We start from the raw sequence: 21,518 nt of genomic DNA, 5'->3' as shown, positions 1-21,518 counted from the left end.
GGCCAGCGTAAATCCGTCACACAGACGGTTGCGGTCTAAGAAGTGGGAAGCCTCGCCCGACAGGGCGGGGAGCAGTCACAAAATTAACCCCTTATTCTATTTTGTAAAAATAAGGGGCTGATGAATACTAAAGGAATAACGCTCTAACGATGAAGAAATGCCCAATAAAATAACAGGCGCTGACAAGTCCTTTAGATGCTGAAAATGAGAAGCGGAAGCGGTTGATTAGCCATATTGAGTAAGCGATTACTAACAATAATGAACCAATCATTACTGATAAGTTGTAATCATTGCTTAAGTAGAAGAATCTTTCGCCCGCAACCCAAAACATAGCAAAGGCGGCTAATAAAGTTAGAGAGGCAGGGATAGCTAATTTATCAAGTTTAGCCCAAACAATGACTAGAATGATAATAAAAGCAATAATAACGAATCCAAGTAAAGGAAGATAGAAAGAGAGTTGGAGTGGCAGTAAAAAACTCACCATATAAAGTATGTAGCTTAAGAAAATCAAGGCAATGGATGGTAGTAAATACTTACCATCAAATATTCTTAAGATATCAGAAAGTAGTGTCGCTAATAATGCACCTACGATAAGGTAGCTATTAATATTGTGTTCAGGAACTTGCCATGCCCAAAGTAATAAAAGAAGTAGTGTGATAGGACGGAATAACCATCGTTGCCAATTAGGGCCTCGATATGCGGCATCGATATAAAGCCATCCGGAGAATAATACGGCGAGAAAAGGCCAACTCATAATATCTTCCTTATATTCAGAACTGTTTTATTATTGATAGCAGAAAGTTTAATTTAAGAATAGCGGTTAATGACGAAACTGACGCACTTATTAAAATAATATCAGCACACAGTGTTGGGTCCATGTAACGATAGGAATTAGTGTAATGAATAAAGTGGCTATTTTAGGAATTGCAGTACTGATCATTATTATCGCATCAGCGACTTATCGTTTTTTTGAACAACGTAAACAGCGAATAAGTGATGATAATGCACCTGTTACACTCTATATGGTTGAAGTGATTGATAAAAAAGAAATAGCGGCAAATGAACGACGTTCAAGAGAAAATGATGTCACTGGCCCAGAAATAACTCATTATTATCAAGTAACCTTTCGTTTAACCACTGATGATCGTAAAGATTTAGTATTAAAGATTGATAAATCAGCTTATCAAAATATTGAACTTGAAATGAAAGGGCGTTTGTTTATGCAAGGTAGTCGTTTTATAAAGTTTGAAACAGATATGCCAAGTAATGAGCAGAAATAATAAATAAGATGATTGATTCATAAGGTTAGCAATCTCTGGGGTTGATTATGACCCCAGGTAATTGCGAGAATATAACAATATTTATGGCTGTTGTTTGGTCTTATTTTTCTGTTTTTCTTCGTATTCTTTTCGTAATTCTTTTTGTATTTTTAAAAGCTCAAAGATCCCAAAGAAGAAAATGCGAAATTGTAATGCCGTTGATGGTTTTTGATCTTTAGGTTGACCTGCTTTATACATAACGATTTGTAGTCCATGCATAATCACCATGAAAATCAATGCAATATCCATAAAATATTTTAGAGGCTTAGGAAACGGAGAAATAATATTTAAAAGCAGAAAGCCCCAAACACCGACCATTAAAAATCGGCCCAAAAAGATTAACATAGCAGCTCCATAAAAAATTAAGCAGATAAACTGCGAATATAAAGACGATACGTGACTTGTCCTGCGATCTTCTCTCTATGCAATGTCCAACAAGTCGGAATTGTATAAGTCTGTGCTTTAACTTCTTCCTCAATATAAATATAGCAATCTTGCGCTAACCAACCGTTCTTTTCTAATAATTGGATAGTGTCTGATAACATGCCTTTATGGAAAGGAGGATCTAAAAAAACAACATTATAAGGTGAACCTTGTTTGGCGAGATATGATAATGCACTGTCTTGAATGACATGCCCATTCTCTGCATTAAGTAAGGCTAAGTTTGTCGTAATTTGTTGGGCAACAGTACGTTCATATTCAATAAACGTAGTTTCACGAGCATAGCGAGAAAGGGCTTCAATTCCTAAACCACCGCTTCCTGCAAAACAGTCGAGGCAACGGGCATCTTGGATAACAGGCATTAGCCAATTAAAGAGCGTTTCTTTCACTCTATCTGTTGTTGGTCGTAATCCTTGGCTATCAAGAACAGGAAGTTTACGACCACGCCATTTTCCCCCAATTATTCTGATTTGTCCCATTGGGGCTTTTTGTGGTTTTTTGGCCATATTATTTTGATTTATATCGTTTAAACGTGAGTTTTGGAGTGTCTTTTGGAATAAGGAATTCGTGTCTATTGTTATCTTGATGACTTCCCTTGGTTTAATCCGGAATAATTTACCATAAAATTCGTATAAAAGATGCGTTTATCCATGATCAAATGATAGACTTCATTATTATTTTCAATATCGTCAATGTAATCGCGCCATGATTTAGTGCGAGGAGTTTAGTAGCTAATGGCAAAAGAAAAAAAAGGTTTTTTCTCGTGGCTCGGTTTTGGGCGTAACAAAGAAGAAAATATTGAGCAAGAGAAAGAGCAACAACGCTTAGAAGAAGAGCGTTTAGAACAGGAACGTTTGGCAAAAGAAGCCCAAGAAGAAGCTGCTTGCCAAGCGCAGTTAGAAGCAGAACGTTTAGAAGCTGAGCGCCAAGAGGCGCAACGTGTTGTGCGAGATAGATTGGCACAAGAAGCTGAAAAACAACGTTTAGAACAAGAGAAAGCCCAACGCCAAGCTGAAATAGATGCAGAGCAAGCACGTTTAGAGGCAGAACATGCAGAGCAAGAACGTCTGGCTCAAGAAGCCGAAGCCCAACGTTTAGCGCAAGAAAAAGCCCAGCGCCAAGCTGAACTAAAAGCGGAACAAGAACGTTTAGAGGCAGAACATGCAGAGCAAGCTCGTCTGGCTCAAGAAGCCGAAGCCCAACGTTTAGCGCAAGAAGAAGCCCAGCGCCAAGCTGAACTGAAAGCAGAACAAGAACGCCAAGAAGCAGTACGTTTAGAGCAAGAACGTCTGGCTCAAGAAGCCGAAGCTCAACGTTTAGCGCAAGAAGAAGCGCAGCGCCAAGCTGAACTGAAAGCAGAACAAGAACGTCAAGAAGCAGCACGTTTAGAGCAAGAACGTCTGGCTCAAGAAGCCGAAGCCCAACGTTTAGCGCAAGAAGAAGCCCAGCGTCAAGCTGAACTGAAAGCAGAACAAGAACGTCAAGAAGCAACACGTTTAGAGCAAGAACGTCTGGCTCAAGAAGCCGAAGCCCAACGTCTTGCGCAAGAAGAGGAAAACGAACGTCTCGCTATTGCGCAAGCAGAAGCTGAAGATATTGAATCTTTACGCGAAGAAGTACTAGCAGATAAAGTTGTTGAGCAAGAAAAACCTAAGAAAGAGGGTTTCTTTAGTCGACTGAAAAAAGGTTTACTAAAAACTCGCCAGAACTTAGGTTCAGGATTCCTTAGTCTATTTCGTGGTAAGAAAATTGATGATGACCTTTTTGAGGAGTTAGAAGAACAACTCTTAATTGCTGATGTGGGTATGGAAACCACAACGAAAATCATCACTAGTTTGACTAAACACGCCACTCATAAAGATCTTAAAGATGCTGAAGCTCTTTACGGAAAATTGCGTGAAGAGATGGGGGATATTTTAAGTAAAGTTGATAAGCCACTAAATATTGAAGGTAAAAAACCTTTTGTTATTTTAATGGTTGGCGTTAACGGTGTTGGTAAAACAACGACAATCGGAAAATTAGCGCGACAATACCAAGCTGAAGGTAAATCTGTCATGTTAGCAGCGGGGGATACATTCCGAGCTGCAGCGGTTGAACAGTTACAAGTTTGGGGGGAGCGTAATAATATCCCTGTTGTTGCGCAACATACGGGCGCTGATCCTGCATCTGTTATTTTTGATGCAATTCAATCAGCCCAAGCAAAAGGTGTCGATGTTCTTATTGCTGATACCGCAGGACGATTGCAGAATAAATCCCATTTAATGGAAGAGCTGAAAAAAATCGTTCGTGTTATGAAAAAATTAGACGAAGAAGCGCCACACGAAGTGATGCTGACGTTAGATGCCAGTACCGGGCAAAATGCAGTTAGTCAGGCAAAACTCTTTAATGAAACAGTTGGGCTAACTGGATTAACATTGACTAAACTCGATGGTACAGCAAAAGGTGGGGTTATCTTCTCCATTGCTGATCAGTTTAGTATTCCTATCCGTTATATCGGGGTAGGTGAAGGTATTGAAGATCTACGTCCGTTTAAGGCCGACGATTTTATTGAGGCTCTGTTTGCCCGCGAGGAGTAGTTTTAATGATCCGCTTCGAACACGTCAGCAAGGCTTATTTAGGTGGAAGACAAGCATTGCAGGGGGTTGATTTTCATCTTCGCCCTGGTGAAATGGCTTTTTTAACGGGTCACTCTGGTGCCGGTAAAAGTACATTACTTAAGTTAATTTGTGGAATAGAACGCCCTAGTGATGGTGCTATTTGGTTTGCTGGTCATGATATCAGTAGACTAAAAAATAGTGAGATCCCTTTTCTACGTCGTCAAATTGGGATGATCTTCCAAGATCACCACTTATTGATGGACAGAACGGTTTATGACAATGTTTCTCTTCCCTTGATTATTGCTGGCGCGAGTGAAGAGGATATTCGACGACGAGTTTCAGCTGCTTTAGATAAAGTAGGACTATTGGATAAAGCCAAAAATTATCCTATTCAACTCTCTGGTGGTGAGCAACAACGTGTCGGTATTGCGCGCGCGGTTGTGAATAAACCGACTGTTTTACTCGCAGATGAACCAACAGGTAACCTTGATGGTGAGCTTTCAGAAGGCATTATGCGTCTTTTTGAAGAGTTCAACCGTGTTGGCGTAACCGTGTTAATGGCGACACATGATATGTCGCTGATAGAACGCAGAAATTATCGCATTCTTACATTAGGGCAAGGCAGAATGGTGGGAGGACAAAATGGCTAAAGCAAAAATTTCCCGTAAATCAATGCCAACGCCAGGCGCAAAAACCAAGGCGCTAAAAGGGGGAAGACGCGAACAGTGGCGCTATGCATGGCGTAACACTATGGCTGATTTTTTACGCCAGCCGCTCTCCTCTTTTTTAACAGTAATGGTTGTTGCTATATCTCTCACCTTGCCTAGCATCTTTTATATTGTGTGGAAAAATGTTTCAACTGCAGCAGAACAATGGTATCCCACACCGCAATTAACGGTTTATCTTGATAAATCTCTTGATGATTCATTAGCTGAAGCCACCATTAAGAAGATAGAAGCCTTAGATAAAGTTGAGGATGTTAACTATCTTTCACGACAAGATTCGCTAGTGGAATTTCGTTCTTGGTCTGGCTTTAGTAGTGCGTTAGATATGTTAGAAGAGAATCCATTACCTGCGGTTGCGATTGTAACACCCGTTATGGAGCCTAGCGATCAACAGTTAATGGTGAATTTGCGTGATAGCGTTGCGAAAATACCCGGTGTTGACGAAGTAAGAATGGATGATAGTTGGTTTACTCGGCTTTCAACGTTAACTTCATTAGTTGGGCAAATCGCTTTAGTGATTGGTACATTGATGGTTGTTGCCTTGTTATTGGTGATTGGCAACAGTGTGCGTCTCAATATTTTCAGTCGTCGTGATACCATTAATGTGATGAAATTAATCGGTGCAACCGATGGCTTTATTATGCGCCCTTTCCTTAATTGGGGATTGATCCTGGGCTTTATTGGTGCCGTATTTGCCTTGATTTTTTCAGCTTTACTGGTGTGGAAACTCTCAGATGTGGTGACGCAAGCCGCGACCGTGTTTGGAACCTCTTTTTCCATTTCAGGACTCGGTTTTGATGAATCTATCATTCTTATTCTTGTTGCTATGATTATTGGCTGGTTGGCTGCATGGTTGACGACAATGCAGCATTTGCGTCAATTCACACCTGAATAATCGATTAGAGCATTTTATACTTATCCGCTAAATAATTTTTTTATCAGGCTGGGTTCCGTTAATATCGCTACCCAGCCATTTTATCGACGTCCTGTCTCTGGCATAATAATGTACGCACTCTTTTCTATGGTAAGGTAACAGTCAGATTTGCTATCTGTGATAGAAAAGTACAAAGATATGTAAACATAGATGCGAGATGAACCTTTAGTGTTTATGCTGGTCAAATAGTCGTTATGATAAAAACACATCATAAAAAACCTTAACTGACTTCTTATTTAAGCTATATTTAGAAGGCTCATCTATTTTCCCTTACAGCGATAATTTTAATTATTTATTTGATTTTCATGAGGATTTGAATGACAAAAGAAATGCAATCCTTAGCATTGGTTCCGCAAGGCAGCATCGAAGCGTATATACGTGCAGCCAATTCCTATCCGATGTTAACCGCAGAGGAAGAAAAGGAACTCGCTGAACGGCTGCATTACGATGGTGACTTGGATGCAGCAAGAACGCTTATCCTTTCACATCTGCGCTTCGTTATTCATGTTGCTCGTAGCTATTCAGGTTACGGCTTACCACAAGCTGATCTTATCCAAGAAGGTAATATTGGTTTGATGAAAGCGGTTCGTCGTTTTAACCCAGAAGTGGGTGTTCGACTTGTCTCTTTTGCTGTGCATTGGATCAAAGCAGAAATTCACGAATATGTGCTACGTAATTGGCGTATTGTGAAAGTGGCAACCACAAAATCACAACGTAAACTATTTTTTAATCTGCGAAAAAATAAAAAACGTTTAGGTTGGTTCAATCAAGATGAAGTCGAGCTTGTTGCAAGAGAATTAGGCGTATCAGAAAGTGATGTCCGAGAAATGGAGTCACGAATGTCAGCGCAAGATATGGCATTTGATATGACTGCTGACGATAGTGATGACTCACATCCTATCGCTCCTGTACTCTTCTTAGAAGATAAATCTTCTGACTTTGCCGACGGTATTGAAGAAGATAATTGGGACAATCATGCAACGGATAAACTGACGTCAGCAATTGAAACTCTTGATGAACGTAGCCAAGATATTATTCGTGCTCGCTGGCTAGATGATGATAACAAATCGACATTGCAAGACTTGGCGACAAAATATGGTGTTTCTGCCGAGCGTGTTCGTCAATTAGAAAAAAATGCGATGAAGAAATTGCGTTTAGCGATTGAAGATTAATCACATTTCAGACCAAGCATACGCTCTCGTAAAGTAGAGTATGTTATAAAAGCGATATGAAGATATCGCTTTTATATTGCTTGGAGAATATAACGTGAAAATAGTTATCGCCCCTGATTCATTTAAAGAAAGCTTAAGTGCGAAAGAAGTTGCAATAGCAATAAAACAGGGTTTTTCACGTTATTTACCCAATGCGCAATATTGTTGTATTCCCATGGCGGATGGTGGTGAAGGAACGGTGACATCGCTGGTGGAAGCAACGCAAGGCCGTTTTATCTCTACACACGTGTGTTCGCCTTTGGGGAAACAAGTGGCCGCAACTTGGGGAATTTTAGGCGATAACTCTACTGCTGTGATTGAAATGGCACAAGCTTCCGGTCTCCATCTTATCCCGTCATCTCAACGTAATCCCAATTTAACGACCAGTTATGGTACGGGGGAACTCATTAATGCCGCACTTGAGATGGGCGTTAAAAAAATCATTTTAGGATTAGGTGGAAGTGCTACAAATGATGCTGGTGCCGGCATGATGCAAGCACTTGGCCTTGGTCTTAAAGATAAATTAAGCTCCTCTTTGCCTTTTGGTGGACAAGCATTAACACAGCTCCATTCTATTGATATCACAACTCTTAACCCTAAACTTAAGCAAGTCGAGATCGAAATTGCTTGTGATGTCACTAATCCATTGTGTGGAGAAAACGGGGCATCCGCTATTTTTGGTCCTCAAAAAGGAGCGACCAAAGATGATATTGCGCAACTTGATAAAGCTTTACTTCATTTTGGTACTTATCTTGAGAAAATAACGCAACGCAATCTTATTAATATTGCAGGAAGTGGCGCAGCGGGCGGATTAGCACTACCGTTACTTGCCTTTACGCAAGCAACGCTTTCGCCGGGGATTGAACTGGTTGCTAAAGCGGTTGAACTAGAAAAATATTTTATTGATGCTGATTTAGTCATCACTGGAGAAGGCCGAATGGATAGCCAATCAGCACAAGGTAAAACACCAATAGGGGTTGCCCTACTTGCTAAAAAATACCACCGCCCTGTGATTGCATTAGTCGGTGGTTATTTACCTGATTATGGCGTGGTACATCAGCAGGGTATTGATGCTGTTTTCTCTATTGTACCAGGTGTCTCGACACTAGATGATGCACTTCGTAATGCGCAAAAGAATCTAAGTGAGACGGCTTACAATGTGGCTAGACTTTATACATTGAGAACATAGAGATCAGATTGTGGCGATGGGCTAAATTGATGGTGTGTTAAAAAAGCATGTGCAACATCATATCCATTTTCTTCGGCGGATAAGCTTATTGCCTGCCAATGAGTCATATCAGGGTAGGCTGATAAGCATTGTGTCAGTAAATAATGTCCAACACCGCGACGGCGTGTCACTTCTCTTACCATAAAATCAGTGATAATAGCTTTCTTATCCGATAATTTAACCCAACAAGCCGCTAACAATCGCTCATTAAATCTTGCTACAAAGAGTATATTCTCGTTGCTGATCTCATTTTTTAGGGCTGATTGATAACGTACATCTTGCCAAATTTTGCCTAAATCAATACGGTCTTGTTCTGAAAGCTGTGTTAGTTTTTCAATGGTCAGTTTCATTAAATATCCTGTTAGTTTGCCGTGTGTTTTTTTTCTTTTAATGAAGATATTAAGGTCTTAATGGTGAAACACAATGCCAAACTCGTTAAGATCACACAAGAATAAAAGACATACTCATAGTTATTGTCAGTTACAAAATAGACTGAAATCATAGGGCCAGCGGCCATTCCACAATAACGAATAAAATTATAAATCCCCATTGCAGTTGCTCTCATTGTACTAAAATGACTCGCTAATAATGTGGTGTGTGTTGGCATAGTTAATCCAAGAGAAAAGCCATATAACACGGTTAAGCCAAGCATTACAGGTAATGAGATTTGCCAAAAGAGAGCAAATAACATCAACATAATCAAGTTGATACAAGAAGTAATAATCACGCCATATTTCGTATTAAATAAATGGCAAATTCTACGGTAAAAATAGCTACCTAAGATAAGCGCAATCGACATAGGTATATATAATCCGCCTATTTCAGTGCTGTTAAGCTGATAAAGATGAAAGGCTATTAAGGGTAAGAAAACCAGTAGACAAAAATAGTTATAAAACACCATAAAACTCATGACAAATACAGATTTACCCTCAGATGTCATAAGCACTTGTTGTATGGCGGATACGCTTTTAAAGGTATTTTTCTGTTCTGGATGTGTTTCAGGTAAATAAAAGAGATGGGTAATAAGTAATATGACACCGACAACGGACAAGAAAATAAAAATACCTTGATATTGATAATGTTGCGCTAAATATCCACCTAATAAGGGGCCACAGGCAGGGGCTAGTGCTAATAGCATTTGATACGATCCCATCGCTTTAGCTCGCTCGTTTCCTTGATAAAGATCGCCAAGAATAGTTGCCGCCACCACAGGAATAGCCGCAATACCGATAGCTTGGATCACACGCCAAAAAATGAATAAATTAACAGAATCAGACCAAATACAACCTAATGCACCCACAATAGAAATAGCTAATCCACTGAGTAAAATAGGTTTTCTTCCCCATTTGTCAATCAATGAGCCATAAAGTAGTTGCATAACAGCCATAGCAAAAGTAAATGCAGATACCGTTAAATTAACTAACGATAACGTAGTATTAAATTGCTGTTGGATCAAAGGAAGTACTGGGGTATAGATATTTTGCGCCAAAGAGCCTAGTAGTGCGCTAAAACAAATAAGATAAAATAGACTGCGGATTGATAATTTCATTTTATAGCCTCTCGTTATTTTTTGTTTCCACGGAAACAAAAAATAATAATAGCGATATTTTGATTGTTGTAAATGCTTTTGTTACTATTTTTGAAATATTTTTTCCAAGGAAACAAAATGTCGAAAGAGAATGTGACAACACAAGACTTATTAAAAGGGTTAAGTGATTTTTTGCACCTTAAAGATGAACGTGCTGATAGCGATCATAAAAAAGTATTAGAAGAGAATGGGTTAGATAATTATTCACTCACAGAACTGCATGTGATCCATTGTATTGGTGAAGAGAGTATGAGAAATCTCACAACCATCAGTGAATATATGTCCATGACTCGAGGCGCAGTCTCAAAAATTTGTAGTCGATTACAAAAGAAAGGGGCTATTGAAAAAATAAAGTTGGCAGATAATCAAAAAGAAATATTTTTTATCTTAACAACTGAGGGGGAGCGTCTTTTTCATGCTCATGAGTTGTTGCATCAACAATCTCAAGCAAAATGGTCTGCGTTGTTTGAACAATATGATCAGCATGAAAGGCAAGCAATTAAACGTTTTTTTGCCGATGTTGCGGATTGTTTTCGCCATTCGTAACCGATAAAGCTAAAAAACCCCCATATCATGAGATATAGGGGCAAAGTTATTATTTTTTATCTGCAGCGATGCGATTACGGATATTATCAGCACGCTCTTTTGATGGTGGGTGAGAATCAAACATACTTGAATCACCGCCACCTAATTTTGCAAGTTTCTCAAAACCGGTCACTAAGCCCGCAGTATTCACACCACGTTTTGTTAGTAAGTCATAAGAGAAATTATCCGCTTCAGTTTCTTGATGTTGTGAGAATTGAGCATTAATTAATTTCTGACCCATTTCAGCTAATTGTGAGCTGCTTAATTGTGCTGCAACGCCACCTGCTGATGCTGCTGCCGTACGTGCAGCAACTGTTGCGTGAGCAACTTGAATTGCTTTACGGGTATGACCTAAAGCAACATGTCCCATTTCATGACCTAAAACGCCTTCAACTTCGTTATCTGTCATCATATCCATTAAGCCACTGTAAACACGCACACAGCCGTTAGCCATTGCCCATGCATTCACATCTTTGGTCATGTAAACTTTGTAATTTACCGGAGTGCCATTAACTTCATTACCTAATGCTTTAGCGATATTGTTTAAGCGTTTGGTATAAGTGCTATTGGCTGGTGCGACTTTATTTTGGGCATCCATCTCTTTACATGCATCATTTGTTAGTGCTTTGATATCATCATCGCTTAATGTTGCAGCTTGGAAAAGTTGGGTTCCTGATTTAGTCAGCATATCGGTATTGAGGTTTTGACAACCTGAGAGTAGTGCTGCTGATACCATCACTGTAGCAAGTAATTTAATTTTCATTGTTTAATTAAGTCCTTTTCTGCTTGGCAGTTTATATAAGTGCAGATCAAATTCGAGCAGAAGAATAACAGTGCTTATCTATTGGCGCAATATAGGCATGTTATGTTAGAAATATTATCTCAATATCTGTTTTTCTCTTTTTTCAGCGTAAGTGTTTTATTTTCTTTTTTCTTAATTACGTGTAATAAAAAGGGGAAAATAAATTTAACTTATTTAAATTTAAGAGAATTAGTGGATAAATTAGTCTTAGAGATTGATGGTTTATTGGCGTGAATGTTATATAAATCATTTGATTATGCTTATGTTACATGCAAATAAGGCCATTTTGTATTTATTTGGAATAATATCAAAGAAGCGTTGTATTTGGATGTGACTTTTATTTTTTTAATTCTGACAAATTTTATATTTTTGGTGCTTATTGCTTAATGATAAATAAATAGCGACATTTAAAATATCGCTATTAAGATTAAACTGAAAGTGAAAAAAGTGATATCAAAGTCTTATGAAACCATTAATTCACTAATGAGCATAAAAGGGCGGTTAATACGTTTTCCTGATTGTGCATTAAAGAAATGAAGATGTTCTGGGTGAATGGTAAGACCTATTTTATTTCCAATATTCACACCGTGATCGTTTGGTGCACGAATAACGAGAGGTTGTTTCTGTTTATCGCAAGTCGTGGCATAAATCAAAACATCAGCGCCGAGTGCTTCAATAAATTCAACATCAACATGAAAAAGAGGATGTTGATGGTTAATAATTAAATGTTCAGGACGTAAACCCAATTTAATGGTTTTATAAGGAACATGCTGAGATGAAACGGCAATATGTCCATCAGCAACTTCGATCACACCATGATTAATCGGGACATCTAAGATATTCATTGCTGGTGAGCCCATAAACGTAGCTACAAATACGGAGGCGGGGCTTTCATAAATATCTAACGGTGTACCTACTTGTTCTATATTTCCTTGATTTAAAACCACTAGCTTGTCTGCTAATGTCATCGCTTCTACTTGGTCATGCGTTACATAAATAGAGGTTGTGGAGAGTTTTCGCTGTAATTTTTTGATCTCCAGACGCATCTGAACCCGTAATTTAGCATCAAGGTTAGAGAGTGGCTCATCAAATAAAAAGACTTTAGGATCACGAACAATGGCTCTCCCCATTGCGACACGTTGACGTTGTCCACCAGAAAGCTCTTTCGGTTTTCTATCAAGTAAATGGCTGATTTCAAGTAATTGGGCGGCATTTGTAACAAGTTCTTCAATCTTGGCTTTTGGTGTTTTTCGATTACGTAAGCCATATGCCATATTATTATAAACTGACATATGAGGATAAAGGGCATAGTTTTGAAACACCATGGCAATATCACGTTCACTAGGTTCATGCTCATTAACCCGTAAACAATCAATAAATAAATCACCTTGTGTAATGGTTTCTAATCCCGCAATCATTCGCAGTAATGTCGATTTACCACAACCGCTTGGACCGACTAATACCACCATTTCACCTTGCTCAATAGAAAGATTTAATTTAGAAATGGCTTGATGACCATTTGGATAACACTTTTCTAAATTTGTGAGAGTAACGGTTGTCATGTTATTTCTCCGTATCAATAAAGCCTTTTACAAAGGCTCTTTGCATCAAAATGACAATAAGGACGGGAGGCAACATTGCAATTAACGTGGTTGCCATGATCTTATTCCATTCAACGACACCATCAGAAACCGCAACCATCTGTTTAATACCCATGACAATGGTGTAGTAGTGAGTATCTGTTGTGATCAACATTGGCCAAAGATATTGGTTCCAGCCATAAATAAAAGTGATAACAAATAGAGCGGCGATATTCGTGCGAGAAAGAGGAAGTAAGATAGTGAAAAAGAATTTAATAGGGCCAGCACCATCGATTTTCGCGGCTTCAATTAATTCTGGGGTGATGGTAAGAAAAAATTGACGAAATAAAAAAGTAGCTGTGGCGCTGGCAATTAATGGAATAGTTAAACCTGCATAAGAGTTCAACATATTGAGATCTGTGACCACCTCAAATGTAGGCATAATGCGGACTTCAACAGGTAACATTAACGTAAAAAAGATAGTCCAAAAGGCAAGCATTCTTCCTGGAAAGCGAAAGAAAACGACGGCGTAGGCGGATAAAATCGAGATGGTTAATTTCCCTATAGTGATTACTATCGCCATAATCAATGAATTCAATAACATACTGTTAATTGAAATGGCGCTATTTTGCGTGGTACCTGCCTGTGAAAATATTGATTTAAAAATATTTATGCCTTCAGTTCCAAACCAAAGAGGAGAGCCGGTGGCAAATTCGGTGTTTTGATGGGTTGTTGCCACAAGTGCAATCCAGACAGGAAATGCAACAGAAAGTATGCCGACAATAAGAATAAAGTGGCAAAACGCATGAAATAAAGGTCTACGTTCAACCATCAGTAAGCCACCTTTTTCTCAACATAACGAAATTGAATAATGGTTAATATTGCGACAATAAACATTAAAATAACGGATTGTGCAGCAGAGGATCCTAAATCTAATCCCACAAAACCATCGTTATAAACCTTATAAACCAGAGTTGATGTACTACTACCAGGGCCACCTTGTGTCATCGCATGGATAATCGCGAATGTATCAAAAAAGGCATAAGCAAAATTAACCACCAATAAGAAAAAAGTTGTGGGAGAAATTAAAGGAAAACTGATAGTTATAAAGCGCTTAATAGGGCCACTACCATCGATAGCCGCAGCTTCTAAAAGAGATTTGGGCACAGATTGCAAGGCCGCGAGGAAAAACAGAAAGTTATAACTTACTTGTTTCCATGTCGCCGTTAAAATCACCATCCACATAGCATGATGTGTATTAAGTACAGGATCCCAATTAATACCTATTTTCTTTAATTGTTGGCTTAATACACCAATTGTGGGATCAAGCATAAATAACCAAAGAAACCCCGCAATAACAGGCGCAATGGCATAAGGTGAAATTAAAATGGTGCGATAAAACAGTTTACCTCGCAAAATTTGCTCGGCAATACCCGCTAAAATAAGTGCAGATAGCATTGATAAAAATACGACACTGGTACTGAAAATAAGCGTCGTGACCAAACTATCAAAATAATAACGATTGCTAAAAAGTCGCTGAAAATTTTCAAAACCAACAAATTCTCGACTAAGTCCAAATGCATCTTCTAATTGAAATGATTGAAAAAATGCTTGCCCAGCAGGCCAAATAAAAAAGATAAGCGTGATAGCTAATTGAGGAAAAATTAGCGCGAGAGGTAACCATTTTTGTTTAAAATAAATGGATTGAGAAGCCATACAATATCCAGTGAATCGATAAAAATAGATGGCGAGCACTTGGCTCGCCTAATATAAATAATTATTGTTGAGAACGTTCAAAGCGACGTAACTGCTCATTTCCACGTGTAACAGCATTATCTAATGCAGCTTGAGCACTCTGTTTTCCTGCCCACACTTTTTCTAACTCTTCATCAACGATTTCTCGAGTTTGCAGGAAATTACCAAAGCGTAATCCCTTTGAATTTTCGGTAGGCTCTGAAGTTGTCATTTGTAATATTGCGGTGTCAGCCCCTGGGTTTTTCTGATAAAAACCTTGTTGCTGTGTTAACGCATAAGCCGCTTTAGTGACTGGCAAATAACCCGTAGCTTGGTGCCAATCAGCTTGAACTTCAGGACTTGAAAGATAGGTGAAAAATTTGGCAACACCGTTATATTCCGCGTCTGGACGCCCTGACATAACCCATAACGATGCTCCGCCAATAATGGTATTCGCTGGTTTTTGTACAAGAGTATCATCGTAAGGCAATTGGCTAACACCAATATCAAGACCTTTCATGTTCTCTTTAATGCCTGCAAAGCCTGCGGATGATTCCATTACCATGGCACACTCTTGAGTATAAAATAGAGGCATTGCATCCGATTGGCGTCCGCCATATTTAAAAATACCGGATTTTGACCAATCAGCCATTTGTTGAATATGAGCCACGAAAGGCGCTTTATTAAATAGGAAGGTAGTATCAAAACCATCGAAACCGTTATTTTTTGTCGCAATAGGCAAATTATTGCGTGCACCAAAGTTTTCGATTTGTGTCCATGATTGCCATGTGGTGGTAAATCCGCATTTAACACCAGAATCGAGCAGTTTTTGAGATACGACTTCCATCTCTTTCCATGTCTTTGGTGGTTGCTCTATCCCTGCTTTTTTAAATAGCGTTTTGTTGTAGTAAAGCACGGGGGTTGAACTATTAAATGGTAACGACATCATTTTACCATCGCTACTGGTGTAATAACCCGTGACAGTTGATAGATAACTATTAGGATCAAAAGGCTCGTTGGTTTTTTCCATTAATTGATAAACAGGGAAAACGGCTTTTTTAGCCCCCATCATGCTGGCTGTACCCACTTCAAAGACTTGCACAATAGCTGGTTGGTTTTTAGCGCGAAATGAAGCCACTGCACTGGTCATTGTTTCCGCATATGTGCCTTTATAAACAGGCTTTATCTCATATTCAGATTGGCTGGCGTTAAAATCAGAGGCGATTTGATTAACTTTCTGACCAAGCGCACCTCCCATTGCATGCCACCATTCAATTTGTGTTTTTGCGTGTGTAGGAGAGGTAAATAACGTCATCGCAACAGCAAGGCCTGTTATTGATTTTATCGACATGCAGAATTTCCTTTTTAATCGAAAGTTAAAGGTGCAATCTAATCTGCGAATTACCCTAAATGTTGTTTATGACAAAGGGGTGACAATTAAATGAAGATATATTGATGGTATGACTGTCAAATTGCTGTCATAAATGGTTGTCATGATGTCGGCACAAATGAAAAGGAGAGAGAAATGAAGATAGCTGCTCACCGAGGTTTTTCTGGAAAAGCCCCTGAAAATACATTGGCTGCGTTTAAAATGGCAATTGATTTCGGGTGTGAATGGATTGAAACGGATGTGCAATTAACCGCGGATCATGTTCCTGTGCTTATTCATGATAAAACAGTTAATCGTTGCACAAATGGGCAAGGTGCTGTGCGTTTTCATACTTTAGATGATTTGCATCGTCTTGATGCGGGAAGTTGGTTTAGCTCACTCTATCAAGGTGAGAAAATTCCTTCATTAAGACAAGGGTTGCAGCTAATTAAGCGTTCAGGAACAAAGCTTAATATTGAGTTGAAGACATGGCCTGATGATGATGTTGAGCGTTTATGTTTAGCGGTTTCTGATATGATAAAAAGTGCAGATATTCCGAATGAGCAAATTTTATTTTCCTCTTTTGATACGCATGCACTTACTGTTATGAAGCGATATCTGCCGTTTATTCGCAGAGGCCAATTGTGGGATGAGATCCCAGATAATGCGTTAGAAACACTAAAAGTGATTGATGGTTTTAGTGTGCATTGTAATTACAAGTATCTTACACAAAAACAAGCACAGTTGTTAAAACAAGCAGGCTATGAAATTTATTGTTATACCCCGAATAATCCTGAAGAAGTGAAAGATTTTGAGCAATGGGGGGTTGATATGTTGATTACGGATATGCCTGATGTCTACCAACCGGATGTTTATCAAATAGCAAAATGAAAAGGGATTAACGATCCCGCTTATTTGTATTGAATAAGGTGTTATCGATATGTTTGGTGACGCCTTTTCTCCTTTTCCTACCGTATTTTAAGAGAAATGTTGAGTAATGGATGTTTTATTTACATTCTCTGCTATCATCCTGCGCAATTAATGAATAGATATTGTTCAACACGATAATGTTTATCTCATTAAAAATAAAAATGGGGAAAATGGTTAGCGAATATGGCGACCTTATTAACCCAACCTCTAAGAGTGGAAGTGCGTTATTTCTACTTTAATTGCCTATAATATAATTGAGAGTGAAATATGAAAGAACTCGTTGTTGTTGCCATTGGAGGCAACAGTATTATTAAAGACAATGCTAGCCAGTCTATCGCTCATCAAGAACAAGCAGTACAAGAGGTTGCAGCCCATATCAGTGATATGGTGGCTGAAGGGTATAATATTGTTTTAACTCATGGTAATGGGCCACAAGTAGGGCTTGATTTACGTCGCGCTGAAGTGGCGCATGTGCAAGAAGGTTTGCCGTTAACACCATTAGCCAACTGTGTTGCAGATACACAAGGTGGTATTGGCTATTTAATTCAACAAGCATTAACAAATAAGCTTCGCGTTCAACACAATAAACAAGCAATTACCCTTATTACACAAGTTGAAGTAGATAAAAACGATCCCAACTTTGTTTCTCCAACAAAACCTATTGGTGCATTTTTCTCTGAACAAGAGATGGCACAATTAAAGCAAGAAAATCCTCAATGGCATTTTGTCGAAGATTCTGGTCGTGGTTATCGTCGAGTTGTCGCTTCTCCAATTCCACAGCATGTTGTCGAATCTAAAGCAATTAAGTCACTATCAGAATGTGGCTATGTCGTGATTGCAGTGGGTGGCGGTGGTATTCCAGTCATCAGAAATGAGCATGGTAATTACCAAAGTGTTGATGCGGTTATTGATAAAGATCTGTCATCAACATTGCTCGCAAAAGAATTACATGCAGATATTCTTATCATCACAACTGGGGTTGAAAAAGTCTGTATTCATTTCGGCAAACCAGAACAAAAAGCATTGGGTGAAACGTCGGTTGAAGAGATGACACAATATATGCATGAAGGGCATTTCCCTCCAGGCAGTATGCTTCCTAAAATTGAAGCTAGCCTCTCATTTTTAGCTGCAGGTGGAAAAAGAGTGATTATCACAACACCAGAAAAACTGGCTTCAGCCTTAAAAGGTGAAACAGGAACACATATCGTTGCTTAATCATCTTCATAAGTAGTGTTCAATTATTATCATTGATAAACGCCTTATTTGTAAAAATTAAGGCGTTTATTTTATGTGGATCTTAAATATAGGCTATATAGTCGGATGATTAGCGGGATAGGCTTTTGCATAATGATGAGGATTTAATCGTGCAAATAATCCTATAGTCACAATCACTAAAATGGCATGAAATGCCCATGCATAAGTAAAGCTTCCATCTGGCTGGCGTAATAGCACAGCAACTAGTGGGCCAAAAGCAGCAATAATAAAGCCACCACCTTGCATTAAAGCTGACAGCGCCCCCGCTTGTGCCGGATCAGGAATATGATCGAGCGCGACAATCATCATCATAGAAAAACATCCACCTAAGCCACAGCCTAAGAAAATACTCCAAAGATAAGGAGCACTCATTGGAATAGTCATGATTGCGCCAAAACCGATAAATTGGCTTATTAATGTTATCGTAAGCCAAAAACGCCTGTCGTGATTTTTAGCAGCGAAGAAAGGAATGATTAACGCAGCAGAGGCTTGGAAAAGAGAAAGGATTGCAACCAGTGAGCCACTTTGTGCGCTTGGCATTCCTAATGATTGATAAAAAGGTGCCAGCCAGGTCACAACAGAAGCGTAACCTGCATTAACGCAACCAAAACCTAAAATAAGTAAACCTGTTCTAGGGCGCCAAATTAAAGTATTTAGTGATATTTTATGAGAAGAGACCGCACTATTTTGAATCGAAAAAAGAATAGCGATAAAAGCAAATCCTGCGGGAAGAGCAAACCACGCTAAAGCACTTTGCCAATGTCCATTATTTTCAGTAAGAAGTGGGGATAATTGCGCACCGAGTGCGCCTCCACCCATTAGCATGGCGGAATATAACCCCATCATGATAGGTGTTCGATTTCCAAACCATCCTTTAATAATACCGGGAAATACCGCTTGAATATAGGCGACGCTTAAACCGCAGAAGAGAGCTGTCAATAATAGCTGATTGCCATCAGAAACATAAGCTCGAGAAAAGGAGCCAATAAGAAGCATCAACATTGCGACTAAAAGCCCTTTACGTACTTGAATATAAGATTGTAAGAAAGGGACGACTAATGCCCCTATTCCCATTAAAAGCATAGGTAATAGTGTGAGTAATGAGACTTGGCTATAACTCATTCCTGTTGAGGCAATAATATTGTCAATAACAGGGCCTGGGCCTGTTAAGAAAGGGCGTAAATTTATCCCAACTAAAATAATAGTGAGGATAATCTGCCATGTTTTTTTTCTTGGTAAGGCAGTCATTGTAATTCCATGATAAACATAGGTATTGTCTATTATATAGACAATACCTGTATACACAAATGAGAGACATTCTATTTATAGAATATCATCTGAATAATAGTCTTATTATTATCGATTCATTCGTTGAATCGCCTACTTATTTAAGCCGTATACTTAAGTTTCCACTGTTTAATTGGGCTTTTAGGGTTAATTAATGTGAATTCATAATGTTCAAAATGAGAAAGCACTTTTTTAAATTCAACTGTTGCTTTATCTAAATCCCATGATTCAGGGAAATAAAAACCATCAAAAGAAATATTTTCTAATCTTGCAACAAATTGATGGATAAATTCGTCAAAACCAGCATAAGTCAGTGCGATTTTACCTGTCCAATCAATATTGAAAGTATTATTGGATTGACGTTGGAAGGTGATTTGATGATTTTTACACGTATCATGCCCTAATAAATAAAGACTAAAAGCAGGGAACACGGCTCTTTCTTCATCTTCATCATCTATATCACTATGGATTTGAGGGGCAATATCAACATTAAATTGATGAGTAATAAAGCTATCAAAATCGAATGGTGTATTTCCTGTATTGAGTAAAATACCTTGTTCATCAGACCAATAAGTTGAAGAGAGTGTACAGCAGTGGTAATTATCCCAAACGATGTGATCTTGCCAGTGCTCAAGACTGGTATATTCTTGCTGATCGTCTGACTCTTCTTCATCGCTATCTGCGCAATAGTTTTCACCCTCGCTTAAATAATAGTCGACACTTCTAAGGTGAAGATCAAACCAAAGTTGTCCATTTTTATCTAATCGCCCAGACCAGACAAACTCTTTAATGGTATGAGGTTTAGGGTAAGCGCTATCAATAAATGTAATGGTATATGGAGGTGTTATCATTATTATCGTCTTGTTGGTATCGCATTTTTATCACGCAACTAGAGTGATAAAAATTGGCTGAGTTATGATAAAAATAAGGTAAAGATAAAATACCATAAATTGAGCGATAAATTGGAAATCAAATCAGTGAGGATAGAATGTTAATAGCATTAAATCAGTGGTTACCAATACCTTTATGTCCGGTCAATCGAGGCGAAGGTAAGGAATGGCCACTTATTGATAATCGATACACCTTTCCTCAAGATTATATTGCATTTATTACGCAATATGGTTCAGGACAAATAGCCAATTTTATTACGTTATTTAATCCATTTAGTGAGGATGATTATCTTAACTTTTTTCAGCAAAAAGAGGCCATTCTTGAGGGATTTGACTCATTAATACAGGCTGATCCTGATTATTATACTTTTCATCTGTACCCAAAAAATAATGGGCTTTTACCTATTGGAGAGACAGATAATGGAGACACGCTTTTTTGGGTTGTTTCATCTCATGATAGCAACTTATGGACAATAGCAATTATTCCATCCAGAGCCTCTGAGGTCGAATTTATTGCAGAAAATCTGACAGGATTTTTGGAGGGGGTGTTATCCAAACGAATACGTTGTTTGTCATTTCCGGCGGGATTTCCATCAGAAAAAATGATATTTAGCCCAGAAGTTTGATGAGTTATTTTCCTATGGGGAGTTGAGTCACAAAATAGGAAGTAGCAAGTCCAATAAAGATAGAAATGCTAAAGCTAATCAGTGTACCTAACATAACATATTCTGTTAGCTTTTTATCTTGATCATTTTGTAATTCACCAAATCTAAATATTGATTTAGCTGCTAATAAAAAGCCAATTGCTGCAAATTGATTTAAAAGAATAAAAGTTATTCCAGCTTGCAGTTGTGAGTGTAAGTAAAGCTCTTTAGATTTGTAATGTAGAGCATTCCGCGCTTCTATCCATGCTTTAGCGAAAAACGCCGTAAACCCTCGCCCAATGCGGGCGGGGGATATAAGGCGAAAAGCCCGCAGGGCTTTAAAGATCAATCAGACGTTGACTGACTCTGAACGTAGGCTCTGAACGTTTCAATCGTTGCC

The 21,518-nt window shown here is 38.6% G+C and carries 22 protein-coding genes and 1 pseudogene; 10 read left to right on the top strand and 13 right to left on the bottom strand.

Annotated features, from left to right (window positions below; genetic code table 11):
• Window positions 1-127: 127 nt before the first annotated feature.
• On the bottom strand, window positions 128-754 hold the full coding sequence (locus DK858_RS13670; protein ID WP_109397891.1) for a lysoplasmalogenase: 627 nt from the start codon (window positions 752-754) through the stop codon (window positions 128-130).
• A gap of 145 nt (window positions 755-899) precedes the next feature.
• On the opposite strand from DK858_RS13670, the gene DK858_RS13665 reads away from it, so the two are divergent.
• Window positions 900-1,280 (top strand): DUF2500 family protein, encoded by a 381-nt coding sequence (locus tag DK858_RS13665; protein ID WP_194294854.1) that lies wholly within the window; start codon window positions 900-902, stop codon window positions 1,278-1,280.
• Between the two features lie 81 nt (window positions 1,281-1,361).
• On the opposite strand, the gene DK858_RS13660 is transcribed toward DK858_RS13665, so the two are convergent.
• Together DK858_RS13660 and rsmD are read right to left on the bottom strand one after the other, a co-directional pair.
• Window positions 1,362-1,664 carry a DUF1145 family protein gene (locus tag DK858_RS13660; RefSeq protein WP_109397889.1) on the bottom strand — a complete coding sequence of 101 codons (303 nt, stop codon included), beginning with the start codon at window positions 1,662-1,664 and terminating at the stop codon, window positions 1,362-1,364.
• Between the two features lie 17 nt (window positions 1,665-1,681).
• A complete protein-coding gene (gene rsmD / locus DK858_RS13655) occupies window positions 1,682-2,266 on the bottom strand; it encodes a 16S rRNA (guanine(966)-N(2))-methyltransferase (protein WP_109397888.1) in 585 nt (194 codons plus the stop codon).
• A 228-nt stretch (window positions 2,267-2,494) separates the two neighbouring features.
• Here rsmD and ftsY point away from each other — a divergent pair, with 228 nt between their 5' ends.
• From ftsY to DK858_RS13630, 5 genes are all read left to right on the top strand, one after another.
• Window positions 2,495-4,336 (top strand): signal recognition particle-docking protein FtsY, encoded by a 1,842-nt coding sequence (gene ftsY / locus DK858_RS13650; protein ID WP_109397887.1) that lies wholly within the window; start codon window positions 2,495-2,497, stop codon window positions 4,334-4,336.
• 5 nt (window positions 4,337-4,341) lie between these two features.
• Window positions 4,342-5,007 carry a cell division ATP-binding protein FtsE gene (gene ftsE / locus DK858_RS13645; protein ID WP_023583735.1) on the top strand — a complete coding sequence of 222 codons (666 nt, stop codon included), beginning with the start codon at window positions 4,342-4,344 and terminating at the stop codon, window positions 5,005-5,007.
• Window positions 5,000-5,977: a permease-like cell division protein FtsX gene (gene ftsX, locus DK858_RS13640; protein ID WP_109397886.1), complete on the top strand. Its 978-nt coding sequence runs from the start codon at window positions 5,000-5,002 to the stop codon at window positions 5,975-5,977. The genes ftsE and ftsX overlap by 8 nt, the downstream gene beginning before the upstream one ends.
• A 356-nt stretch (window positions 5,978-6,333) precedes the next feature.
• Entirely contained in the window at window positions 6,334-7,188 is an 855-nt protein-coding gene (rpoH, locus tag DK858_RS13635; RefSeq protein WP_023583733.1) for an RNA polymerase sigma factor RpoH, read from the top strand.
• Window positions 7,189-7,282: 94 nt separating this feature from the next.
• Window positions 7,283-8,416: a glycerate kinase gene (locus DK858_RS13630; RefSeq protein WP_109397885.1), complete on the top strand. Its 1,134-nt coding sequence runs from the start codon at window positions 7,283-7,285 to the stop codon at window positions 8,414-8,416.
• Here the strand turns inward: DK858_RS13630 and panM are convergent.
• Together panM and DK858_RS13620 are read right to left on the bottom strand one after the other, a co-directional pair.
• Window positions 8,398-8,805: an aspartate 1-decarboxylase autocleavage activator PanM gene (gene panM / locus DK858_RS13625; RefSeq protein WP_109397884.1), complete on the bottom strand. Its 408-nt coding sequence runs from the start codon at window positions 8,803-8,805 to the stop codon at window positions 8,398-8,400. The two genes, DK858_RS13630 and panM, sit on opposite strands and share 19 nt — an antisense overlap.
• Window positions 8,806-8,816: 11 nt before the next feature.
• Window positions 8,817-10,004 (bottom strand): MFS transporter, encoded by a 1,188-nt coding sequence (locus DK858_RS13620; protein WP_109397883.1) that lies wholly within the window; start codon window positions 10,002-10,004, stop codon window positions 8,817-8,819.
• 117 nt (window positions 10,005-10,121) lie between these two features.
• Here DK858_RS13620 and DK858_RS13615 point away from each other — a divergent pair, with 117 nt between their 5' ends.
• Window positions 10,122-10,589 (top strand): MarR family winged helix-turn-helix transcriptional regulator, encoded by a 468-nt coding sequence (locus DK858_RS13615; protein ID WP_109397882.1) that lies wholly within the window; start codon window positions 10,122-10,124, stop codon window positions 10,587-10,589.
• Between the two features lie 49 nt (window positions 10,590-10,638).
• Here DK858_RS13615 and loiP read toward each other — a convergent pair whose 3' ends face one another.
• The 5 genes from loiP to ugpB form a co-directional block, all read right to left on the bottom strand.
• The gene (loiP, locus tag DK858_RS13610; protein WP_006535402.1) at window positions 10,639-11,391 is read right to left on the bottom strand and encodes a metalloprotease LoiP; all 753 of its coding nucleotides are present in this window, start codon (window positions 11,389-11,391) and stop codon (window positions 10,639-10,641) included.
• 500 nt (window positions 11,392-11,891) lie between these two features.
• A complete protein-coding gene (gene ugpC / locus DK858_RS13605) occupies window positions 11,892-12,992 on the bottom strand; it encodes a sn-glycerol-3-phosphate ABC transporter ATP-binding protein UgpC (protein ID WP_109397881.1) in 1,101 nt (366 codons plus the stop codon).
• A gap of 1 nt (window position 12,993) precedes the next feature.
• Window positions 12,994-13,842, bottom strand: coding sequence for a sn-glycerol-3-phosphate ABC transporter permease UgpE (gene ugpE, locus DK858_RS13600; protein WP_109397880.1), 849 nt, complete (start codon window positions 13,840-13,842; stop codon window positions 12,994-12,996).
• Complete coding sequence (ugpA, locus tag DK858_RS13595) at window positions 13,842-14,726, bottom strand: sn-glycerol-3-phosphate ABC transporter permease UgpA (protein ID WP_109397879.1); 885 nt, start codon at window positions 14,724-14,726, stop codon at window positions 13,842-13,844. Before ugpA ends, ugpE begins: the two co-directional genes overlap by 1 nt.
• Before the next feature lie 61 nt (window positions 14,727-14,787).
• Window positions 14,788-16,095 (bottom strand): sn-glycerol-3-phosphate ABC transporter substrate-binding protein UgpB, encoded by a 1,308-nt coding sequence (gene ugpB / locus DK858_RS13590; RefSeq protein WP_109397878.1) that lies wholly within the window; start codon window positions 16,093-16,095, stop codon window positions 14,788-14,790.
• A 174-nt stretch (window positions 16,096-16,269) separates the two neighbouring features.
• Here ugpB and DK858_RS13585 point away from each other — a divergent pair, with 174 nt between their 5' ends.
• Together DK858_RS13585 and DK858_RS13580 are read left to right on the top strand one after the other, a co-directional pair.
• Window positions 16,270-17,004, top strand: coding sequence for a glycerophosphodiester phosphodiesterase family protein (locus DK858_RS13585; RefSeq protein ID WP_109397877.1), 735 nt, complete (start codon window positions 16,270-16,272; stop codon window positions 17,002-17,004).
• A 306-nt stretch (window positions 17,005-17,310) separates the two neighbouring features.
• Complete coding sequence (locus DK858_RS13580) at window positions 17,311-18,258, top strand: carbamate kinase family protein (RefSeq protein ID WP_109397876.1); 948 nt, start codon at window positions 17,311-17,313, stop codon at window positions 18,256-18,258.
• A gap of 93 nt (window positions 18,259-18,351) precedes the next feature.
• On the opposite strand, the gene DK858_RS13575 is transcribed toward DK858_RS13580, so the two are convergent.
• Both DK858_RS13575 and DK858_RS13570 read right to left on the bottom strand, forming a co-directional pair.
• Complete coding sequence (locus DK858_RS13575) at window positions 18,352-19,545, bottom strand: cyanate transporter (protein ID WP_109397875.1); 1,194 nt, start codon at window positions 19,543-19,545, stop codon at window positions 18,352-18,354.
• A 140-nt stretch (window positions 19,546-19,685) separates the two neighbouring features.
• Window positions 19,686-20,435 (bottom strand): hypothetical protein, encoded by a 750-nt coding sequence (locus DK858_RS13570; RefSeq protein ID WP_109397874.1) that lies wholly within the window; start codon window positions 20,433-20,435, stop codon window positions 19,686-19,688.
• A 137-nt stretch (window positions 20,436-20,572) separates the two neighbouring features.
• Here DK858_RS13570 and DK858_RS13565 point away from each other — a divergent pair, with 137 nt between their 5' ends.
• Window positions 20,573-21,100, top strand: coding sequence for an SMI1/KNR4 family protein (locus DK858_RS13565; RefSeq protein WP_109397873.1), 528 nt, complete (start codon window positions 20,573-20,575; stop codon window positions 21,098-21,100).
• Between the two features lie 4 nt (window positions 21,101-21,104).
• On the opposite strand, the pseudogene DK858_RS18365 reads toward DK858_RS13565, so the two are convergent.
• Window positions 21,105-21,311, bottom strand: a pseudogene (locus DK858_RS18365) (hypothetical protein); the annotation flags it as partial.
• Window positions 21,312-21,518: the final 207 nt, after the last annotated feature.

The sequence above is a fragment of the Proteus faecis genome (assembly GCF_003144395.1).
GTDB lineage: Bacteria > Pseudomonadota > Gammaproteobacteria > Enterobacterales > Enterobacteriaceae > Proteus > Proteus faecis.
The sequence above is the reverse complement of the archived record's forward strand: the minus strand, read 5'-3'. Positions and strand labels throughout refer to the sequence as shown.

Coding starts and splice junctions, on each gene's coding strand:
- DK858_RS13670 (WP_109397891.1), bottom strand. CDS start 754: ATGAGTTGGCCTTTTCTCGCCGTATTATTCTCCGGATGGCTTTATATC.
- DK858_RS13665 (WP_194294854.1), top strand. CDS start 900: ATGAATAAAGTGGCTATTTTAGGAATTGCAGTACTGATCATTATTATC.
- DK858_RS13660 (WP_109397889.1), bottom strand. CDS start 1,664: ATGTTAATCTTTTTGGGCCGATTTTTAATGGTCGGTGTTTGGGGCTTT.
- rsmD (WP_109397888.1), bottom strand. CDS start 2,266: ATGGCCAAAAAACCACAAAAAGCCCCAATGGGACAAATCAGAATAATT.
- ftsY (WP_109397887.1), top strand. CDS start 2,495: ATGGCAAAAGAAAAAAAAGGTTTTTTCTCGTGGCTCGGTTTTGGGCGT.
- ftsE (WP_023583735.1), top strand. CDS start 4,342: ATGATCCGCTTCGAACACGTCAGCAAGGCTTATTTAGGTGGAAGACAA.
- ftsX (WP_109397886.1), top strand. CDS start 5,000: ATGGCTAAAGCAAAAATTTCCCGTAAATCAATGCCAACGCCAGGCGCA.
- rpoH (WP_023583733.1), top strand. CDS start 6,334: ATGACAAAAGAAATGCAATCCTTAGCATTGGTTCCGCAAGGCAGCATC.
- panM (WP_109397884.1), bottom strand. CDS start 8,805: ATGAAACTGACCATTGAAAAACTAACACAGCTTTCAGAACAAGACCGT.
- DK858_RS13620 (WP_109397883.1), bottom strand. CDS start 10,004: ATGAAATTATCAATCCGCAGTCTATTTTATCTTATTTGTTTTAGCGCA.
- DK858_RS13615 (WP_109397882.1), top strand. CDS start 10,122: ATGTCGAAAGAGAATGTGACAACACAAGACTTATTAAAAGGGTTAAGT.
- loiP (WP_006535402.1), bottom strand. CDS start 11,391: ATGAAAATTAAATTACTTGCTACAGTGATGGTATCAGCAGCACTACTC.
- ugpC (WP_109397881.1), bottom strand. CDS start 12,992: ATGACAACCGTTACTCTCACAAATTTAGAAAAGTGTTATCCAAATGGT.
- ugpE (WP_109397880.1), bottom strand. CDS start 13,842: ATGGTTGAACGTAGACCTTTATTTCATGCGTTTTGCCACTTTATTCTT.
- ugpA (WP_109397879.1), bottom strand. CDS start 14,726: ATGGCTTCTCAATCCATTTATTTTAAACAAAAATGGTTACCTCTCGCG.
- ugpB (WP_109397878.1), bottom strand. CDS start 16,095: ATGTCGATAAAATCAATAACAGGCCTTGCTGTTGCGATGACGTTATTT.
- DK858_RS13585 (WP_109397877.1), top strand. CDS start 16,270: ATGAAGATAGCTGCTCACCGAGGTTTTTCTGGAAAAGCCCCTGAAAAT.
- DK858_RS13580 (WP_109397876.1), top strand. CDS start 17,311: ATGAAAGAACTCGTTGTTGTTGCCATTGGAGGCAACAGTATTATTAAA.
- DK858_RS13575 (WP_109397875.1), bottom strand. CDS start 19,545: ATGACTGCCTTACCAAGAAAAAAAACATGGCAGATTATCCTCACTATT.
- DK858_RS13570 (WP_109397874.1), bottom strand. CDS start 20,435: ATGATAACACCTCCATATACCATTACATTTATTGATAGCGCTTACCCT.
- DK858_RS13565 (WP_109397873.1), top strand. CDS start 20,573: ATGTTAATAGCATTAAATCAGTGGTTACCAATACCTTTATGTCCGGTC.